18 protein-coding genes, 1 tRNA gene and 2 pseudogenes are annotated in these 17,308 nt (G+C 74.1%); 13 read left to right on the top strand and 8 right to left on the bottom strand.

What is annotated here, in order from left to right:
* Positions 1 to 126: 126 nt before the first annotated feature.
* Complete coding sequence (locus BS73_RS07950) at positions 127 to 681, bottom strand: HD domain-containing protein (protein WP_051941362.1); 555 nt, start codon at positions 679 to 681, stop codon at positions 127 to 129.
* A gap of 232 nt (positions 682 to 913) precedes the next feature.
* Between BS73_RS07950 and BS73_RS07945 the strand changes: the two genes are divergently transcribed.
* The 7 genes from BS73_RS07945 (at position 914) to BS73_RS07915 (ending at position 7,856) form a co-directional block, all read left to right on the top strand.
* On the top strand, positions 914 to 1,708 hold the full coding sequence (locus BS73_RS07945) for a GntR family transcriptional regulator (protein WP_051941361.1): 795 nt from the start codon (positions 914 to 916) through the stop codon (positions 1,706 to 1,708).
* 262 nt (positions 1,709 to 1,970) lie between these two features.
* On the top strand, positions 1,971 to 3,092 hold the full coding sequence (locus BS73_RS07940) for a TIGR03364 family FAD-dependent oxidoreductase (protein ID WP_037570632.1): 1,122 nt from the start codon (positions 1,971 to 1,973) through the stop codon (positions 3,090 to 3,092).
* Between the two features lie 32 nt (positions 3,093 to 3,124).
* On the top strand, positions 3,125 to 3,847 hold the full coding sequence (locus tag BS73_RS07935) for a phosphonatase-like hydrolase (protein WP_037570630.1): 723 nt from the start codon (positions 3,125 to 3,127) through the stop codon (positions 3,845 to 3,847).
* Positions 3,844 to 5,013, top strand: a complete 1,170-nt coding sequence (locus BS73_RS07930; RefSeq protein WP_084703891.1) for an ABC transporter ATP-binding protein — start codon at positions 3,844 to 3,846, stop codon at positions 5,011 to 5,013. The genes BS73_RS07935 and BS73_RS07930 overlap by 4 nt, the downstream gene beginning before the upstream one ends.
* On the top strand, positions 5,010 to 5,966 hold the full coding sequence (locus BS73_RS07925; RefSeq protein WP_051939680.1) for a 2-aminoethylphosphonate ABC transporter permease subunit: 957 nt from the start codon (positions 5,010 to 5,012) through the stop codon (positions 5,964 to 5,966). Before BS73_RS07930 ends, BS73_RS07925 begins: the two co-directional genes overlap by 4 nt.
* Complete coding sequence (locus tag BS73_RS07920; protein WP_037578687.1) at positions 5,953 to 6,750, top strand: ABC transporter permease; 798 nt, start codon at positions 5,953 to 5,955, stop codon at positions 6,748 to 6,750. Before BS73_RS07925 ends, BS73_RS07920 begins: the two co-directional genes overlap by 14 nt.
* Positions 6,751 to 6,791: 41 nt before the next feature.
* A complete protein-coding gene (locus BS73_RS07915; RefSeq protein WP_152617548.1) occupies positions 6,792 to 7,856 on the top strand; it encodes a 2-aminoethylphosphonate ABC transporter substrate-binding protein in 1,065 nt (354 codons plus the stop codon).
* A gap of 18 nt (positions 7,857 to 7,874) precedes the next feature.
* On the opposite strand, the gene BS73_RS07910 is transcribed toward BS73_RS07915, so the two are convergent.
* From BS73_RS07910 to BS73_RS07900, 3 genes are all read right to left on the bottom strand, one after another.
* Entirely contained in the window at positions 7,875 to 8,213 is a 339-nt protein-coding gene (locus BS73_RS07910; protein WP_037570628.1) for a putative quinol monooxygenase, read from the bottom strand.
* A gap of 168 nt (positions 8,214 to 8,381) precedes the next feature.
* Positions 8,382 to 9,527, bottom strand: a complete 1,146-nt coding sequence (locus BS73_RS07905) for an RNA polymerase sigma factor (RefSeq protein WP_037570627.1) — start codon at positions 9,525 to 9,527, stop codon at positions 8,382 to 8,384.
* Between the two features lie 8 nt (positions 9,528 to 9,535).
* Positions 9,536 to 9,940 carry a YciI family protein gene (locus tag BS73_RS07900; RefSeq protein ID WP_037570625.1) on the bottom strand — a complete coding sequence of 135 codons (405 nt, stop codon included), beginning with the start codon at positions 9,938 to 9,940 and terminating at the stop codon, positions 9,536 to 9,538.
* A 4-nt stretch (positions 9,941 to 9,944) separates the two neighbouring features.
* Here BS73_RS07900 and BS73_RS39320 point away from each other — a divergent pair, with 4 nt between their 5' ends.
* Positions 9,945 to 10,331: a DUF6011 domain-containing protein gene (locus BS73_RS39320; RefSeq protein ID WP_235215633.1), complete on the top strand. Its 387-nt coding sequence runs from the start codon at positions 9,945 to 9,947 to the stop codon at positions 10,329 to 10,331.
* A gap of 215 nt (positions 10,332 to 10,546) precedes the next feature.
* Here the strand turns inward: BS73_RS39320 and BS73_RS07895 are convergent.
* Positions 10,547 to 10,819: pseudogene (locus tag BS73_RS07895) on the bottom strand (WhiB family transcriptional regulator); the annotation flags it as partial.
* Between the two features lie 109 nt (positions 10,820 to 10,928).
* Here BS73_RS07895 and BS73_RS40905 point away from each other — a divergent pair.
* Positions 10,929 to 10,976 (top strand): annotated as a pseudogene (locus BS73_RS40905) (lasso RiPP family leader peptide-containing protein); the annotation flags it as partial.
* 46 nt (positions 10,977 to 11,022) lie between these two features.
* On the opposite strand, the gene BS73_RS07890 reads toward BS73_RS40905, so the two are convergent.
* On the bottom strand, positions 11,023 to 11,208 hold the full coding sequence (locus tag BS73_RS07890; protein WP_037570624.1) for a hypothetical protein: 186 nt from the start codon (positions 11,206 to 11,208) through the stop codon (positions 11,023 to 11,025).
* A gap of 198 nt (positions 11,209 to 11,406) precedes the next feature.
* On the opposite strand from BS73_RS07890, the gene BS73_RS07885 reads away from it, so the two are divergent.
* Positions 11,407 to 11,907 carry a chaplin gene (locus BS73_RS07885; RefSeq protein WP_037570623.1) on the top strand — a complete coding sequence of 167 codons (501 nt, stop codon included), beginning with the start codon at positions 11,407 to 11,409 and terminating at the stop codon, positions 11,905 to 11,907.
* A 246-nt stretch (positions 11,908 to 12,153) separates the two neighbouring features.
* Here BS73_RS07885 and BS73_RS07880 read toward each other — a convergent pair whose 3' ends face one another.
* Together BS73_RS07880 and BS73_RS07875 are read right to left on the bottom strand one after the other, a co-directional pair.
* The gene (locus BS73_RS07880) at positions 12,154 to 13,758 is read right to left on the bottom strand and encodes a TROVE domain-containing protein (protein WP_037570622.1); all 1,605 of its coding nucleotides are present in this window, start codon (positions 13,756 to 13,758) and stop codon (positions 12,154 to 12,156) included.
* Positions 13,759 to 14,062: 304 nt separating this feature from the next.
* A tRNA-Ser gene (locus BS73_RS07875) sits at positions 14,063 to 14,131 on the bottom strand.
* 366 nt (positions 14,132 to 14,497) lie between these two features.
* On the opposite strand from BS73_RS07875, the gene BS73_RS40645 reads away from it, so the two are divergent.
* From BS73_RS40645 to BS73_RS07860, 3 genes are all read left to right on the top strand, one after another.
* Positions 14,498 to 14,638 (top strand): hypothetical protein, encoded by a 141-nt coding sequence (locus BS73_RS40645; RefSeq protein WP_161789657.1) that lies wholly within the window; start codon positions 14,498 to 14,500, stop codon positions 14,636 to 14,638.
* A 109-nt stretch (positions 14,639 to 14,747) separates the two neighbouring features.
* A complete protein-coding gene (locus tag BS73_RS07865) occupies positions 14,748 to 16,124 on the top strand; it encodes an MFS transporter (protein WP_051939679.1) in 1,377 nt (458 codons plus the stop codon).
* Entirely contained in the window at positions 16,121 to 16,864 is a 744-nt protein-coding gene (locus tag BS73_RS07860) for an SDR family NAD(P)-dependent oxidoreductase (RefSeq protein ID WP_037570621.1), read from the top strand. Before BS73_RS07865 ends, BS73_RS07860 begins: the two co-directional genes overlap by 4 nt.
* Positions 16,865 to 17,308: the final 444 nt, after the last annotated feature.

Here is a 17,308-nt window from a genome sequence, read left to right as displayed (position 1 = left end):
ATCACCGGTTTCCGTCGATTCCCTTCGTACCCACACGAATTCACTCGCGGGACGGACGGCGATGCTGACCCGTCCCGGATATCCACAAGCCGCTCCGGTGGCGGGACCGCCCGTCGCCGTCCGCTGTCACACTCGGGGTGGGGGTTCGGCCGTGGCGGTGGCGCCAGCCGCGGCCATCGCGGCGACAGCGGTGATCCGGGGCCGCCAGGCAGCCAGCGAACCGCAGTCCAGGCCGACCACCTTGGCGGCGTCGTCCGCGCGGCGGAGCGCGAGCGCGGCGGCCGCCAGCGGGTCGGCGCGGAAGTCCGCGCGCTCGGCCTCGGACATCGGCCCGCCCTGGGCGAGGAGGGTGAACGCGCTCTGCCGGGAGAGCGCGCGCCGAGGGCGTACCGCGGCAAGGTAGCGCTTCGCCGGCACGTGCAGCTCCACCAGGCGGGCCACCCGCTCGCCGAGGAGGGGCCGGACGGCGGTGGCGGCGTGCTGGGCGTGGCCGGCGTCGTCCCCGGGCCGCAGCAGGTGGCCGAGGTCGTGCACCAGGCCGGCGACCTGCAGTGCCACGTCGTGGGGATGGCGGAGCAGCAGGAGGTTCGCCGTCTGCAGCCCGTGGTCGTGGAGGTCCACGGGGTCGCCCGAGCGGTCAGGAGTGTCCCAGGCGCCGCGGCAGGCGTCCAGGAGGTCCATCAACTGCTCGATGTCGCAGAGGGGTTCAGGGTCGTCGGGGTACACGTCGGAGAGGCTCCCATCGGGAGGGAAAGGGGGACAGCGGTGGTCGTGAGCGTCGGAGGTCATCGGCGGTGGGATGCGGGGAGTCCAGCGCCCCGGGATGAACGCCGGGTGGACTGCGGGTGGACCGCCCTGGCCTGGGCCGTCCGGGGTGCCGGAGCACCGGCCGGGGGCGGCTACCGTGGGCCGGGTGGACAACGGCACCGGATCATCGCGTCGGACCGCCTCCCCGCCGTCGGAGGCGGTGCGCGGCCCGGTGCGCTCGGGCATTCCCGAGCACGGCAGACTGCCCAAGTACTACGCGGTCAAGGGGCGGCTGCTCGACCTGGTCGACGAGCTGGGGGAGGGCGGCTCGCTGCCCGCCGAGCGCGATCTGGCCGCCCGCTACGGGGTGGCCCGGGAGACCCTCCGGCTCGCCCTGCGCGAGCTGGTGCTGGAGGGGCGGCTCCAGCGCCGGGGCCGGCGGACCGTCGTCGCCGGACCCAAGCTCGAACAGCCGCTCTCGCTGGTCAGTTACACCGAGGGGGTGCGCCGCCAGGGGCGGGTGCCCGGAAGGCGGCTGGTCGCGCTGGAGCGGTTCCCGGCGGACGCCGCCCTCGCCGCCGCCCTGGAGGTGCCGAGCGGTGAGCCGGTCTGGCATCTGGAGCGGGTGCTCACCGCCGACGACGAGCGGATCGGCCTGGAGAGCACCTATCTCCCGGTCGCCCGTGCACCCCGGCTCGACCAGGACTTCGACCCCGACTCCTCCTTCTACGCCCACCTCCGCGAGCGGCTCGGCATCGACTTCGGCGGGGCGACCGAGCGGATCGAGACCGTCCTGGCCACCCCGCGTGAGGCGCTCCTCATCGGCACCCCGCCGGGACTGCCGATGCTGCTGCTGAACCGCTCCAGCCGGGACCGGGACGGCCGCCCGCTGGAGCGGGTCCGGCTGCTCTACCGCGGCGACCGCTTCAGCTTCACCACCGAACTGCGCCCCGGCGGCTGAGGAAGGGCTGACGCCCCGTCACAGGCGGACGGCCGACGGCGGACGCCCGACGCCCGACGCCCACGCCCGACGCCCGTCGCCCGTCGCCCGTCGCCCGTCGCCCGACGGGACCACCGGATGATCTGACGGTCGGACGAGCCGACGAACCGAAGAGACAGGATCACGGAAAGGTAACGGGTCTAGTCCATGTTTCCTCGCCTGTTCACCGCGCGTTCCTCCGCGGATCGGCCGCCCGGCAACCGGCCGCCGGAGAGTGGCGGCCATGAGAGTGATCGTCGTAGGAGCCGGGGCCCTGGGCACCATGCACGCCTGGCACGCCGTCGAACGCGGCCACGAGGTGGTCCACCTGGAGCGGGAGGAGGAGGCGCGCGGCGCGTCGGTGCGCAACTTCGGCCTGGTCTGGGTCAGCGGCCGCGCCGCCGGACCAGAGCTGGACACCGCCCTGCGGGCCCGCGAGCTGTGGGAGCGGATCGGCGCCGAGGTCCCCGGTCTCGGCTTCCGCCCCAGTGGCTCGCTCACCGTGCTGCGCACGGAGGCCGAGCGGGCGGTCGCCGCCGAGGCCGCCGCCCGCCCGGACGCGGCCGCCCGAGGCTTCAAGCTCCTCGACCGCGCCGAGGCCCTCGCCGTCAACCCCGCCCTGCGCGGCGGATTCCTCGGCGCCCTGTGGTGCGAGCGGGACGCCGCCGTGGAACCCCGCAAAGCCCAACGAGCGCTGCGCACCAGGCTGCTGGCCACCGGCAGGTACAGCTTCCTGCCCGGCCGCGAGGCCCGCGAGGTGGTCGGCCCCGCCGCCGTCCGCGACGACCACGGCGACACCCACCGCGGGGACGCCGTGCTGCTCTGCACCGGCGCCACCCTCGGCGGCCTGGTCCGCGAACTCGACGCGACGCTGCCGCTGCGCCGGGTCCGGCTGCAGATGATGCAGACAGCCCCGCTCGGCGAGGAGCTCACCACCGCGATCGCCGACGGCGACAGCCTCCGCTACTACCCGGGCTTCGCCGGCCCGGGACTGGACGCGCTGAACGCCGGCCAGCCCCAGCACCCGGTGGCCGGCGAGCACCGGATGCAGCTGCTCGCGGTCCAGCGCGAGGACGGCGGGCTGACCATCGGCGACACCCACGAGTACGAGACCCCGTTCGCCTTCGACGTCGTCGAGGAGCCCTACGCGTACCTCACCGAGGTGGTGGAGAGCCTCCTCGGCCGGCCGCTGCCGCCGATCAGGAGGCGCTGGGCGGGTGTGTACGCGCAGTGCCTCGACCCGGGGGAGGTGGTGCTCCGACGGCGGGTCGCCGACGGCGTGTGGCTGGTCACCGGCCCCGGCGGCCGCGGAATGACCTGCTCCCCGGCGATCGCCGAGACCACCGCCGACCAACTCGGCCTGTGACCCGCAACCCGCAGCCCGACACAGGAGAAAGCATGAGGAACGGCAGTCAGCCGGCGGACAGCGGCCCCGCGCCCGCCATCCGCCTGGTCGTCCTGGACATGGCCGGGACCACCGTCGCCGACGGCGGCCTGGTCGAGGAGGCCTTCCGGGCCGCCGCCCGGCTCGGCGTCCCGGACGGCGGCCCCGAGCAGGCCCGGATGCTCGACCACGTCCGCGCCACCATGGGAGAGAGCAAGATCTCCGTCTTCCGGCACCTCTTCGGGGACGAGGAGCGTGCCCAGGAGGCCAACCGGGCCTTCGAATCGGCCTACCACGACCTGATCGCGCAGGGGCTGTGCAAACCCGTCCCGGGCGCCGCGGAGGCGGTGACCGCCCTCCGCGAGGCGGGCGTGCGGACGGTGCTCACCACCGGTTTCTCCCGGACCACCCAGGACCGCATCCTGGACGCCCTCGGCTGGCGGGACCTCGCGGACCTCACCCTCTGCCCGGCCGAGGCCGGCCGCGGCCGCCCCTACCCCGACCTGGCGCTGACCGCCCTGCTGCGCACCGGGACGGACGACGTCCGGGAGATGGCCGTGGTCGGCGACACCGCCTACGACGTCCTCAGCGGCCGCCGGGCCGGGGCCTCGGTGGTCGCCGGCGTCCTCACCGGCGCCCACGGCGAGGACCGGCTCCGTGCGGCCGGCGCCACCCACGTGCTGGCGTCGGTCGCCGAACTCCCCGCGCTGACGGCCGAAGGGGGCCGCCCCCGATGAACGGCTCCGCAACCACGGCGGCCGTCGCCGCGCCGGACGCGGGAGCCGCGCCGGACGCGGGGCCCGCGCCGGCCGCCCGCCGCCCGGGGATCAGCTTCGAGGACGTCACCGTCGCCTACCGGGACCAGGTGGTCCTGAACGGATTCACCCTCGACGTCGCCGCCGGAGAGGTCGTCGCCCTTCTCGGACCGAGCGGCTCCGGCAAGACCACCGCCCTGCGCACGGTCGCCGGCTTCACCGCTCCCGTGCGCGGCCGCGTCGGCATCGGCGGACGGGACGTCACCGGACTGCCGCCGCACCGCCGGGGAATCGGCATGGTGGTCCAGCAGTACGCCCTCTTCCCGCACCTGCGGGTCGAGCAGAACGTCGCCTTCGGTCTGAAGGCGCACCGGACGCCGCGCGCCCAGGTCCCGGGCCGGGTGGCCGAGGCGCTGGAGATGACCGGGATGGCCGGCTACGCCCGGCGCTACCCGCGCGAGCTCTCCGGCGGCCAGCAACAGCGCGTCGCCCTCGCCCGGGCACTGGCGATCCGCCCCGAGGTGCTCCTCCTCGACGAGCCGCTCTCCGCCCTGGACGCCGGACTGCGGGCCGGGATGCTCGCCGAACTGGCCCGGCTGCACCGGGAGTTGCCGGAGGTCAGCATCCTCTATGTGACCCACGACCAGATCGAGGCGCTGACCCTGGCCGACCGGATCGCGGTGCTGCGGGACGCCAGGCTGGTCGACTGCGGCACCCCCGAGCGGCTCTACCGCCGGCCCGCCGACGCCTTCACCGCCTCCTTCGTCGGCCGCGCCAACCTGTTGCCGGTGACGGCCGGTCAGGAGCCCGACCGAGTGGTCCTCGGGGCCGCGACGCACAGGACCGGCGCCGTCGAGCTGCGGATCACCGCGCAGGACGGCTTCCCGGCCGGGTCCCCCGCCCTTCTCTGCGTCCGCCCGCACCAGTTGCGCCCGGCCACGGAGGGCGGCCCCAACCTCCTCCGCGGCAGGGTCTCCGACGTCCAGTGGCTCGGCTCCACCCACCGCGTCCAGGTCGACCTCGACGCCGGCCCGCGGGTCGCCGCCGAACTGTCCGGACTGCGGGTGCCGCCCGCCGCCGGGGAGGAGCTCGCCCTCGGCTTCGACCCCGAGGACGGGGTGCTGCTGCCGGCCGAGGGGGCGTCATGACCGCCTCCGCCCCGGCGCTCCCCGAGGCGCGCCCGTTCCCGCGCCGACCGCGCCCGGTGCCCGCCCTGGTGTGGGCGCTGCCGCCGGTCGCCGCCCTCGGGGTGGCCTTCCTCTACCCGCTGGCCCTGGTCGTCCAGCAGTCCTTCACCTCGGACTCGCCGACCTCGGACGGCGGCGGCGCCTCGCTGGACACCTGGCGGCAGACGCTGGGCTCGACCGCCTTCCGCCGGGCGCTGGTGACCACGGTGGAGATCGCCCTCGGCTCCACCGCTGGCTGCCTGCTGCTGGGCTTCCTCCTCGCCCTGGTGATCGCCTTCGTGCCGTTCCCCGGGGCGCGGCTGTTCGGCCGGTTCATCGACGTGTTCGTCGCCTTCCCGTCCTTCCTGATCACCCTGGCCCTGGTCTTCGTCTACGGCACGGCGGGGATGGCCAACGGCGCCTGGCAGGACCTGACCCACAGCCGGCAGTCGCCGTTCGACTTCCTCACCACCCCCTGGGGGGTGCTCCTCGCCGAGATCACCTACTTCACGCCGTTCGTGATGCGCCCGCTGCTCGGCGCCTTCTCGCAGGTGGAGACCGCGCAGATCGAGGCGGCCTGCTCGCTCGGCGCCCGGCCCTGGCGGATCGTCCGGCGGGTGATCCTCCCCGAGGCGCTGCCCTCGCTGGCGGCCGGCGGCAGCCTGGTGCTGGTGATGTGCCTCAACGAGTTCGGCATCGTCCTCTTCACCGGGGCGAAGGACGTGGTCACCCTGCCGATGCTGGTCTACAGCCGGGCCATCCTGGAGTCCGACTACCCGGCGGCCTGCGTGGTCGCGGTGGTCAACGTGGTGCTGTCGGTCGCCCTCTACGGGGTGTACCGGGCCTGCGTCCCGGCCTCCGCCAAGGGCGCCAAGAGCGCCAAGAGCGCCAAGAGCGCCGGAGGCATCGGGGGTGCCGGTCATGCTGGTGGGTAGCCGGGCCGCCCGATGGGCTCTGTGGGCCCTCTTCGCGGTGCTCGCCCTGCCGCTCTTCGTCCTCCCCTCCGCGGTCGTCCTGGCCGCCTCCTTCGCCGGACGCTGGAGCGGGGTGCTGCCCTCCGCGTTCACCACCGCCCACTATGCCGACCTCGGCTCGGGCGAGTCCGTGGACGCGCTGGTCACCAGCCTGGTCACGGCCGCCGTCGCCGGACTCGTCGCCCTCCTGGCCGGCGGGTGGGCGGCGCTCGCCGGCCGGCGCCTGGGGCGGCGGGCCCGCCGGCTGCTGGACGGGCTGTTCATGCTGCCGGTCGCGGTGCCCTCGGTGGTCGTCGGCCTGTCCCTGCTGGTCGCGTTCAGCCGCCCGCCGCTGCTCCTCAACGGCACCGGCACGATCGTCATCCTCGCCCACACCGTGCTGGTCAGCGCCTTCGGCTACCAGTCCGTCTCGGCCGCACTGGTCCGCCTCGACCCCGCGCTCGAGCAGTCCGCCGCGGGGCTCGGCGCGCGCCCAGCGCGGGTGCTGTGGCGGATCACCCTGCCACTGCTGCTGCCCGCGTTCAGTGCGGCACTCGGACTGTGCTTCGCCCTGTCGATGGGGGAGCTCAGCGCCACGATGATGCTCTACCCGCCGGACTGGCTGCCGCTGCCGGTCCGCATCTTCGCCACCACCGACCGGGGCGCCCTCTTCACCGGCGCCGCGCTCGCCGTGGTCCTGATGGCCAGCACCCTGGTGGTCCTCCTCGGCACCGCGCGCCTGCGCACCCGGGCCGCCTACCGCTGAACCGTCCCCTCGTCCTCCCTCCCCTCCCTCAGGAGACTTCCGTGTCCCGCTTCCTCAAGCCGGTGGCCGCTGCCGCCGGAGCCCTCGCTCTCGCCACCTCGCTCTCCGCCTGCGCGGGCGCCGCCGCCTCCGCCGGCAGCGACGCCAAGGAGATCACCGTCTACAGCGCCGACGGCCTCAAGTCCGATGACGGCACCGGCTTCTACGACAAGGTGTTCAAGGACTTCACCGCCCGGACCGGGATCAGGGTGAACTACGTGGAGGGCGGCTCCGGCGAGGTCGTGCAGCGGCTGCTGCGCGAGAGATCCAACACCCAGGCGGACGTGGTGGTGACCCTGCCGCCGTTTATCCAGCAGGCCGACCAGCGGGGCCTCCTCGCCGCCTACCACCCGGCCGGGGCGGAGCGGGTGGCGACCGCGGACAAGGCCGCGGACGGCACCTGGAACGCCGTGATCGACAACTACCTCTGCTTCATCTACAACAAGCAGCAGCTCAGTGCGCCGCCGAAGACCTGGCAGGACCTCCTCTCGGCGAAGTACAGGAACAAGCTCCAGTACTCCACCCCGGGCGTGGCGGGGGACGGCACCGCCGTGCTGATCAAGGCGATCCACGACTTCGGCGGCCTCAAGCCGGCCACCGACTTCCTCGGCAGGCTGCAGGCGAACAACGTCGGCCCGTCGTCGTCCACGGGTCAGCTCGCGCCCAAGGTGGACAAGGGCGAGCTGCTGGTCGCCAACGGCGACGTGCAGATGAACTACGCGGACATGGCGACCATGCCGCACCAGGGGATCTTCTTCTTGGCCGGCGCCGACGGCAGGCCCTCCACCTTCGCCCTCCCGTACGCGGCCGGGTTGGTGAGGAACGCGCCGCACAAGGCGAACGCCGAGAAGTTCCTCGACTTCCTCCTCAGCGACCAGGTCCAGCAGGAGGCCGGCTCGATCGCGGGCGGCTTCCCGGCGCGCACCGACGTCCGCCCGAACGACGCCAACGCCGCCAGGCTCAAGCAGATCATGACCGGGGTGGAGGTCTTCACCCCGGACTGGACCGAGGTCGACGCCGACCTGCAGAAGTACGTCGACGCCTGGCAGCAGGCCACCGGCAGCTGAGGGGGACGCGGCCGGGGATCAGAGCGGCAGCTCCGGGTAGGTCGTCGCCCGCGGCTGGGTGCGGGCCCATTCGCCCAGCTCGGGGCCGATGTCGCCGTACAGCTCGATGCCGAGGAGCTCGGCGCAGCGGGTCACCCCGGCCAGCAGCGCGGCCGCCCGCTCGTTGTGGGCGGCGGCCGCCTGCGGATCGGTGTACTCCTCCAGCACCAGGTAGCTGCCCGGCCCGGCGCTGAAGAACCGGAAGGTCGACGTCCCCGGCTCGTCCGCGGCCTGCTTCCGCAGGGCGCGTACCAGCTCCTCGAACTCCCGCCGCCGCTCGGCCCCGACCTCGAACCGCGCCCGCACGAAGATGCTCATACCGCATTGAAGCAGCCGTCCGCCCGGCCCGGTACGGCCCCGCGGCCCGATCGGTCGCCGAGGGCGGGGAGGAGGGCGGGGAGGCGGACGCCGAGGACGAGGAGGGCGTCGTACGCGCATCAGCAGTTCGTCGTACCGGATCTCGTCCCCGTTCGGTCCCGCTGGTCGTCAGTCGCGGCCCCGAGCGTTGAGCCGGGCGGCCTGCCGGGTGAGGTGGTCGCGTTCGGCGAGGTTCTGCGCCTTGCCCGCGGCCTCGGCGTAGAGCCGGGCGGCGGCCGCCGGATCGCCGTCCCGCTCGTGGAGGTAGGCGGCCACCGCCGCGTACCGCGGCAGCGACTCGTCCAGCTCGGCGAGGGCGGCCAGCCCGGCCCGCGGGCCGTCGGCCTCGCCGACCGCCACCGCCCGGTTGAGCCGCACGATCGGACTGTCCGTCAGGCCGGCCAGCTCGTCGTACCACTCGACGATCTGAACCCAGTCGGTCTCCTCGGCGGTGGGGGCGTCCGCGTGCAGCGCCGCGATGGCGGCCTGGGCCTGGAACTCGCCGAGCCGGTCGCGGGCGAGGGCCGCCTGGAGGATGCGGACGCCCTCGGCGATGGCCGCGGTGTCCCACCGGCCGCGGTCCTGCTCGGCGAGCGGCACCAGCTCGCCGTCGGCTCCGGTACGCGCGGCCCGCCGGGCGTGGTGGAGGAGCATCAGGGCGAGCAGTCCGGCCACCTCGGGGTGGTCGATGACGGCGGCGAGCTGCCGGGTGAGCCGGATCGCCTCGGCGGCGAGGTCGACGTCGCCGGAGTAGCCCTCGTTGAAGACCAGGTAGAGGACGCGCAGCACGGTGGCCACGTGGCCCGGCCGGTCCAGGCGCACCTCGGAGACGGTGCGCTTGGCCCGGCTGATCCGCTGCGCCATGGTCGCCTCCGGCACCAGGTACGCCCGGGCGATCTGACGGGTGGTCAATCCGCCCACCGCGCGCAGCGTGAGGGCCACCGCGGAGGACGGCGACAGCGCGGGGTGGGCGCACAGGAAGTAGAGCTGGAGGGTGTCGTCGGCGTCCGGCGCGGGCCCGGGCGGCGGCTCCTCCTCGACGAGGTCCTCCCGCCGGCGGCGGGCGGCGTCCGACCGGGTCGCGTCGAGGAACCGCCGCCAGGCCACCGTGACCAGCCAGCCCTTCGGATCCCTCGGGGGGTCCTCGGGCCACGCCCGGACGGCCTCCAGCAGGGCGTCCTGGACGGCGTCCTCGGCCGCCGCGAAGTCGGCTCCGCGGCGGACGAGGATCCCGAGGACGCTCGGCGTGAGGCTCCGGAGCAGGGCCTCGTCCATCGACGAGGTCACTCCGTGACGGTGGGCGGCTCGGACATGAACGGGCGGAGCTCCAGCCACTCGTGGATCGGCTTCCCGCCGGGACCGGGCGCGGCGGACAGCTCGCCGGCCAGCTCCAGGGCGCGCTGGTAGCTGTCGACGTCGATCACCATCCAGCCGGCGATCAGGTCCTTGGTCTCGGCGAACGGCCCGTCGGTGACCGGCGGACGGCCCTCGCCGTCGTACCGCACCCAGGTGCCCTCGGGGGCGAGCGCCTGGGCGTCGACGAACTCACCGGTCTTCTCCAGCGCCGCGGCGAAGTCCTGCATGTAACGGATGTGGTTCGAGATCTCCTCGGGCGTCCACTGGTCCATCGGCGCGCAGTTCGCCGGCTTGTCGCCTCGGTAGTGCTTCAGCAGCAGGTACTTGGCCATCGGGATGCTCCTCCGTGCGGATGCGGCCATTGTGGCCGCGCTCACCCCTGGGACGGAGCCGGACGCGGCTTCTCGACATCCTCGGCCAGATTTTTTCGGGGGATTCTCTCGGGAGATCCCGAGCGGGCCGTCGGACGGGGGCGACGGCGCTCATCGGGCCGGCACGGCTACCATCGCGGGTGTGGACCCGCTTGCCGCCGCCGCTGCTCAGGCCCCGCTGTTTCGGACCGAGGTGCCGCAGGAGCCGCCGCGGACGGTTCGGTGCAGGGGCTGCGGGCGGCCGTTGCGCGCCCCCGAGGCGCGGGCGCTGCGGCTGGGCCCGGAGTGCAGGGAGTGGGAGGCGGCCCGTCGCTCCGGCGAGATCCCCCAGGACTCGCTGCCGGGACTGTGAGCGCCGGCGTGCCCGGGAGCGATCGGGGCGTTCGGCGCGGGCTGGGTTGGCTGGGCGGCCTGCGCGGGCTGGTCGCGCTGGGCGGTCTGCGCGGTGCGGGCGGTTGCTCGCGTGCCCGGTGCGCTGCGGGCGGCCGGCACGCTCGGGTCGGCCGGCGCGGGGACGGACGTCGGGGCGGCTGTCACGTCCGACGCGTCGTCGTCGCCGCAGTGCGCCCAGTCCGACCGCGCGGCCTCCAGCAGTTGTCGCCACGAGCTGACGGCCGGCCGCCGGCGGAGGATCGCGCGGCGCTCCCGTTCGGTCGCCCCGCCCCACACGCCGAACTCGATGCGGTGGTCGAGCGCGTAGGCGAGGCATTCGGTCCGCACGGGGCAGGCCAGGCAGACCGTCTTGGCGCGGTTCTGGGCCGCGCCCTCCACGAACAGCTCCTCCGGATCCAGGTAGGCGCAGGACGCCTGATCAGTCCATTGCGTCGCCTCCGCATTCACCGTGCTGCCTCCTCGGGTCGCGGCCGTGCCGTGGTTCCGTTGCACTGACTTCCCGGTCAACGTAACCGCATATGCCGGAGGCCCGTGTGCGCCATGGGTCAACTCCTAACCCAAAGTCACGCGTTACGGTGATTTCCGTAAATCTACGCGCGGGTGATGGCTATTGGTGCTAAAAGTCGCGGTCTGCTCGCTCAGCGCCGTGCTCAGCGCCGCGCGCGGCGCTCCGCGCGGCGGCCGCCGGCCCGGCCCATCCGCATTCCGCCGACCACGAGGGCGATCAGGAACACCACGACGCCGATGATCAGAAGCCACAGCAGGCCCTTGACCACGGCGCCGACGATGCCGAGCGCCACCGCGACGAGGATGAGCAGGAGGATGAAGGCGATCACGTGAGCTCCTAGGATCCGTTGCCTGGGTCGCTGCCCAGCCTCACCGCGCTGAAGGGGGCGCGCATGTCCTCGGCACCCGCCTGCGGCAGGCGGGCGGATCGTTGGGCCAGTCGGGTGAGGTATGTGCAGAAACCGTGACACGTAACCCCTTCGGTCGATATCCCGGGCGTCGGACACCCCCAAGTCGAGGAGACCGAGATGACCCGCAGTCGCCTGTCCACCGTCGCCCTGCTCGCCGGGGCCTCCAGCGCGGCGCTCGCCGCGGCGGGGACCGCGTACGCCGACTCGAGCGCGGGAGGCTCGAGTTCGGGCAGTCCAGGGCTGCTGTCCGGCAACAGCGTGCAGGCCCCGGTGGAGGTGCCGGTCGACGTCTGCGGCAACAGCGCCAACGGGGTCGGGGCGCTCAACCCCGCCTTCGGCAACAAGTGCGCCAACGTCTCGTCCGCGCCCGCCGCGCCGGTGCCGACGACCCCGCGGAGCGCGCCCGTCCACCACCTGGCCCCGCCGCCCGAGCCGGTCCGCGCCGCCACCCCCACCGTGCGGCACGAGGCGCCGCCGCCGCTGGCCGCCCCGGACGGCCCGCAGCTCGCCGAGACCGGCGCCGGCCCGGCGCAACTGGCGGCGATGAGCGGACTCGGCGCCGTACTGCTGGCGGGCGGTGCCATGTTGCTGCGCCGTGGCCGACGCACCTCGGAGTGATCCACCCGGGAGTGACCCGCCCCGGAGTGACCCGCCCCGGAGTGACCCGTCCCGGAGTGACCCAACCCGGGGTGACCCCCCACCGAGTGAAGAAACGTGTCGCCTTCGGTGGAGGGCCGTGCCTCCGGCCGCCCCGGCGCGTTGCGCACGGTGTGTCGCCCGCTGGCCGTCGACGAGACCAGGCCGGCGTCCGCGGCACCGTCCCGGCGGCGGGCAACCCTGCCTCGTCCGCCGCCGGGCTGCCGCTCAGTCAGCCTGCTCCCACGGCCAGCCGGCGTCCCGGCCGCGGGTGAGGAGGGCCACCATGGTGAACAGCTTGTCGCTGAAACCGGCGATCTCGTAGCGGTTCGGCGTGGCGGTGTCGATCGCCGACGCCGCGCACCCGGCGGTGTTCACGCCGAACAGCGGCACCTGCGGCGGGAGCGCCGTCGACACCGTCGACGCCGTCGGCCCGGCGGAGGCCGCCGGCGCGAAGGTCTGCATGTCGGAGATCACCACCACCCGGTCCTGCCCGCGGTAGGCGGACCGCAGGGCCTCGATGATCCGGGTGCCGTGCCCGACCTCGCCGATCCGGGCGCAGAACGCCTCGGTCTGCCGCAGCACCGAACCAGCCTTGTCCAGCGGGTGGGTGAAGCTGTCGGTCGCGAATCCGACCAGGTCCACCTCGCAGCCGCGGGCCGCCAGCGCCACCCCGAAGAGCGCGCCGACGTCCACGTGCCGCACCGCCGACCGCGCGGACACCCGCTGCCCCATCGAGCCGGAGGTGTCGACGAGCACCAGCGTCCGTCCCGGCAGTGCCGGGATGTTCGCCGTCGACGCGGCCAGTGCCCGCTCCAGCGGGTGGCCCCAGCGCAGCGACGGCGCAGCACGGTAGGCGGACAGGAACCGGTACGGGAGCTGCCGCGAGCGCCGCACCTCCTCCGGGTCCGCGAGCCGCGCGCCCACCCCCGCCGCGACCTCGTCGCCGACGCCCGCCTCGTCGAGGTTGCGGAGGTTGCGGGTGAGCGCCATCAGCCCCATCGAGGGGATCACGGCGGTCCACGCGTCCGCGTCCATCGGTCCGAGGCCGGACAGCTGCTCCCAGGTCATCCCCGCCTCGGCGAGCCGGCCGGGGTCGGCCAGGAAGTACGCCCTGCGCTCGGCCTCCGGCAGTGCCAGGGCCGCGCGGTAGGCACTGAGGACGGGCAGGCGGTCGGTGACCCGCACGGTGTCGCGCCGCCACCTGCGGTCGGCGAGGTAGTCGAACAGGTCCGCCTGCCACGGCTCCCGGGGGTGCGGCTTGGCCAGCGCGACGACGTCCGCCATCCGCCACGCGGAGGCCCCGCCGTCGTACTTCAGTGCGGCCTTCTCGGTGTAGAGGCGCTGGACGGCGTCGGCCAGGCCGCGCTGCACGCCGCCGGGGAGGGTGACCTTCCCGGTGCGCTGCCGCCAGTAGGCGAGGAACTCGGCGGGCTCGTCCGCCCGCAGCAGGGCGTCGGCGACCATCCTCCGCACCGGGACGGTGGCCTCGCGGTCGGTGCCGCCGCGGCGGGCGAGGGCGGACTCGGCCGCGACCACGACGGCGGCCGACCGCATGTTCATCTCGCCGCGCAGGTAGGGCACGAAGCGGGCGACCCAGTCCGGGTCCTGCCGGGTGACGGTGTGGACGAGCGCGCGGAACCGGTCGTCGCGGTCGCCGGCGGACTCGTAGAAGCCGCTCTCACCGACCATGTTCACCGCGGCGAGGAGGAACAGGTCGCTCTTGGCGTCCCGGCTGTGGGCCGGTCCGCCCTCGAAGGTGGCCGCGGTGCCGGTGGTGGTCACCGGGCCGCGCGGGGCGGCGGTGGTCGGGGAGCGGGCGAACTTGGACATGGCGGTCTCTCCTCCGTGCGGTCGGGGTGGGGGGCTTGCGTGGGACTGCGCCGCGTGGGACTGCGCCGCGGACGCCGCGAGTACCTGTCGTGCGAGCCTTCGCGGGGGATCAGCCCCGCTCCAGGAGTCGAACCTGTGGTGACCAGAAGTAGGCCCGCACTGCGCTTCGCGGCGGCGCCGCAGTCCCGCCGGACCGCGAGACGACCGGTGACCGGTGCAGTGGCGGCGACTGGACACGGGAGACCGGCGAGTGCCAGGCGCGCGAAGGCCGTTAGCGCTCTATCCACTGAGCTACCGACGCCGAGGCGCCGGGCAGGACTCGAACCTGCGACCACTCGATCTCAAGTCGAAGGAACTCCGCACTGCGCTTCGCCGATCACCCGTATCCAGTTGTCGCCTCTGCTGGGACGCTGCGAGTGCCCAGTGCCCGGGGATGGTTTCCAGTGAAAGGGAGTAACCCCGGACCTCGCTTCGCGGCACTGGCAAGCTACCGGAACCCCCGCCGCACAGCCGAGCGATTTTCCCCGCCCCGCGAATGCTCCCGAAGGGAACCGACCATGACCGAACATCAGCTCAGTCCGCACCTCACCCTCGTGGTGATCTACACCAGTCGACTGCCGGAGTGCAGGGACTTCTACGCCCGGCTCGGCCTCGACCTCCACCGCGAGCAGCACGGCAGCGGGCCCGAGCACTACGCCGCGACCCTGGGGGCGGTGCGGTCCTGGAGCTGTATCCCGCCGTGGGGTGCGCGCCCACCGGGCGGCTGCGGATCGGGTTCTCGAGCGCCGGGCCGGTGGCCGGGCTGGAGGCCGGGCGGCATGTGCTGCGGGATCCCGAGGGGCGGGCCGTGGAGGTGGTGGTCGGGGGAGGGGCGACGTGAGCGTGGGGCAGCGGTGGTCTCACTGTGTGGATGGTGGTTGACCAGCGGTGATGGGTAATGGTCGGATCCTTGGCGGTCACGAGGGTGTGATGTTGAGGAGAGGACGAGGGTGACGGTGGAGGAGCAGGTCTCGCGGGGGAGAGTCGCGGTCGCGAGCTTCGTCGGGACGGCGATCGAGTTCTACGACTTCTACATGTACGGGACCGCGGCTGCGCTGGTCTTCGGGAAGGTCTTCTTCCCGTCGTTCTCGTCCACGGCCGGGACGCTGGCCTCGTTCGCGACCTTCGGGGTGGGCTTCATCGCGCGGCCCATCGGCGCGATCCTGCTGGGGCACTTCGGCGACCGGGTGGGCCGGAAGAAGACCCTGGTGGCAAGCCTGCTGATGATGGGGCTCGCGACCTTCGCGGTCGGCCTCATCCCCTCCTACGCCAGCATCGGGGTCGCTTCGCCGCTGCTGCTGGTGGTCGCCCGGCTGATCCAGGGGCTCGGCCTCGGCGGCGAGTGGGGCGGGGCCGTCTTGCTGGCCACCGAGTACGCGCCCAAGGGCAAGCGCGGCCTGTACTCCGCGTTCCCGCAGATCGGACCGGCCGTCGGCTTCATCCTCTCCAGCGGGCTCTTCCTGGTGCTCGGTGAGACGCTGTCGGCCGGCTCGTTCCAGAGCTGGGGCTGGCGGGTGCCGTTCCTGATCTCGGCGGTGCTGGTCGCGATCGGTTTCTTCATCCGGATGCGGATCGCCGAGACCCCCGTCTTCCGCGCCGCCCAGGAGCGCGCCGCCGCGGAGCGCGAGGAGCGCGGCAAGGTGCCGTTCCTCGAACTGCTCCGGCGCCAGCCGAAGGTGCTCGCGCTGGCCACCCTCGCGTTCATCCTGGCGCACACCGTCTTCTACACCGTCACCACCTACGCGCTGTCGTACGGGACTTCGGTGCTCGGGCTGAACAAGAACATGATGCTGATCGGCACGATCCTGGCCGCCGCGGTGATGGGCGCGGCGACCCCGTACTTCGCGGTGCGGTCGGACCGGATCGGGCGGCGGAAGGTCTGCCTGGGCGCGACGCTCGCCGCCGCGGTGTGGGCGTTCCCGATGTTCTGGCTGCTGAACACCCGCCAGACGGCGCTGGTGATCGTCGCGCTCTGCGTCGGCCTGCTCTGCTTCGCCTTCCTGTACGGGCCGATGGGCGCCTACCTGCCGGAGCTCTTCGCCACCCGGTACCGGTTCTCCGGCGCCTCCTTCGCGTACAGCGCGAGCGGGATCGTCGGCGGCGGGGTGAGCCCGCTGCTGGCCACCAAGTGGCAGTCGATGACCGGGAGTTCGTGGCCGACCTCGCTCTGGATGATGGGGATCGCGCTGGTCGCCTTCGGCTGCGTGGCGCTGCTGCGGGAGACCAAGGACGACAGCTTCGGCCCGGGCGAGGTCGGCGCGGAGACCGCCGACGGCGCCGAGGCCCGGGCGGCCGGGGCGGCTGGAGCGGCTGGGGCGTCCGCATGACCCGGCCGGTGGTGCTGATCACCGGCGGCGCCTCGGGGATAGGCCGGGCCTGCGCCCACCGGGCCGCGGCGGACGGCGCCCGGGTGGGCGTCCTCGACCTGGACGCCGAGGCGGCCCGGGCGGTGGCCGCCGAGCTGCCGGGCGAGCCGGGCGCGCACGCCGGTGCGGGCGCGGACGTCTCGGACGGCGCGCGCATGGCGGCCGCCGTGGACGGGCTCCGGGACCGCGTCGGCCCGTTCACCGGGCTGGTGGCTTCGGCGGGGATCGCCCCGCGCGGCGGGATCGACACCGTGACGGACGAGCAGTTGCGGTCCGCCTTCGCGGTGAACGTCGGAGGTGTGGTGCACGCCGTGCAGGCGGTGCTGCCCGATCTGCGGTCGGCGCGGGCCGGTTCGATCGTCGCCCTGGCGAGTCTGGCCGCGTTCCGCGGCGGCGGGCTCCTGGGCGGCACCGCCTACGCCGCATCCAAGGGCGCCGTGGTGAGCCTGATCCGGGCGCTGGCGCGGGAGTTGGCCGCGGACCGGATCCGCGTCAACGCGATCGCCCCCGGCCCGACCGCGACCCCGATGCTGGGTGCGGCCGACGAGTCCGAGAACCGGGCGTTCGCCGAGACCACCCTCCTCGGCCGGGCCGGCGAGGCCGAGGAACTGGCCGGCACCGCGGCCTTCCTGCTGGGCCCCGACGCCGGCTTCATCACCGGCCAGGTCCTCCACGCCAACGGCGGGGCGCATTTCGGCTGACCGCTGGACCCGGGGTCACCCCGCGCCGACGCCATTGCGGGCGCGGCGGCTGGCCTGCGTGTCGGTGTGGGGCGCGGGCGCGGGCCTCGGGCCGGACGGACGGGAGAGCGGGGTGAGTGCTGGGGGAGGCGGGGAGGTCGGGGCGGAATCGCCAGCCGGATGCGGCGGCGGCTGGCCGGGGCGGGTCCGATCCGGCGAGGCTGCCCCGGCTCGCCCCCCAAGCCCGGGGACCTTTGATCCGGTAGCCGGTAGCCGGTAGCCGGTAGCCGGTAGCCGGTAGCCCCGGAGCCCGGCCTGTCGGAGCGTCAGCTTCGGCGGCGGGCGGGTGACGGACGTGGTCGGTGAGGCGCTCGCTGAAGCCCGCCCGTTCCGGGACCACGGGACGCGGCCGGCCCGGCCCCGCGTGTCGCCGCGTGCCCGAGGCACCCGTCGGCGTGACGGAAG

This window comes from Phaeacidiphilus oryzae TH49, from assembly GCF_000744815.1.
Classification (GTDB): domain Bacteria; phylum Actinomycetota; class Actinomycetes; order Streptomycetales; family Streptomycetaceae; genus Phaeacidiphilus; species Phaeacidiphilus oryzae.
Note: the sequence above shows the minus strand (reverse complement) of the source record. Positions and strands in the feature narration are given on the sequence as shown.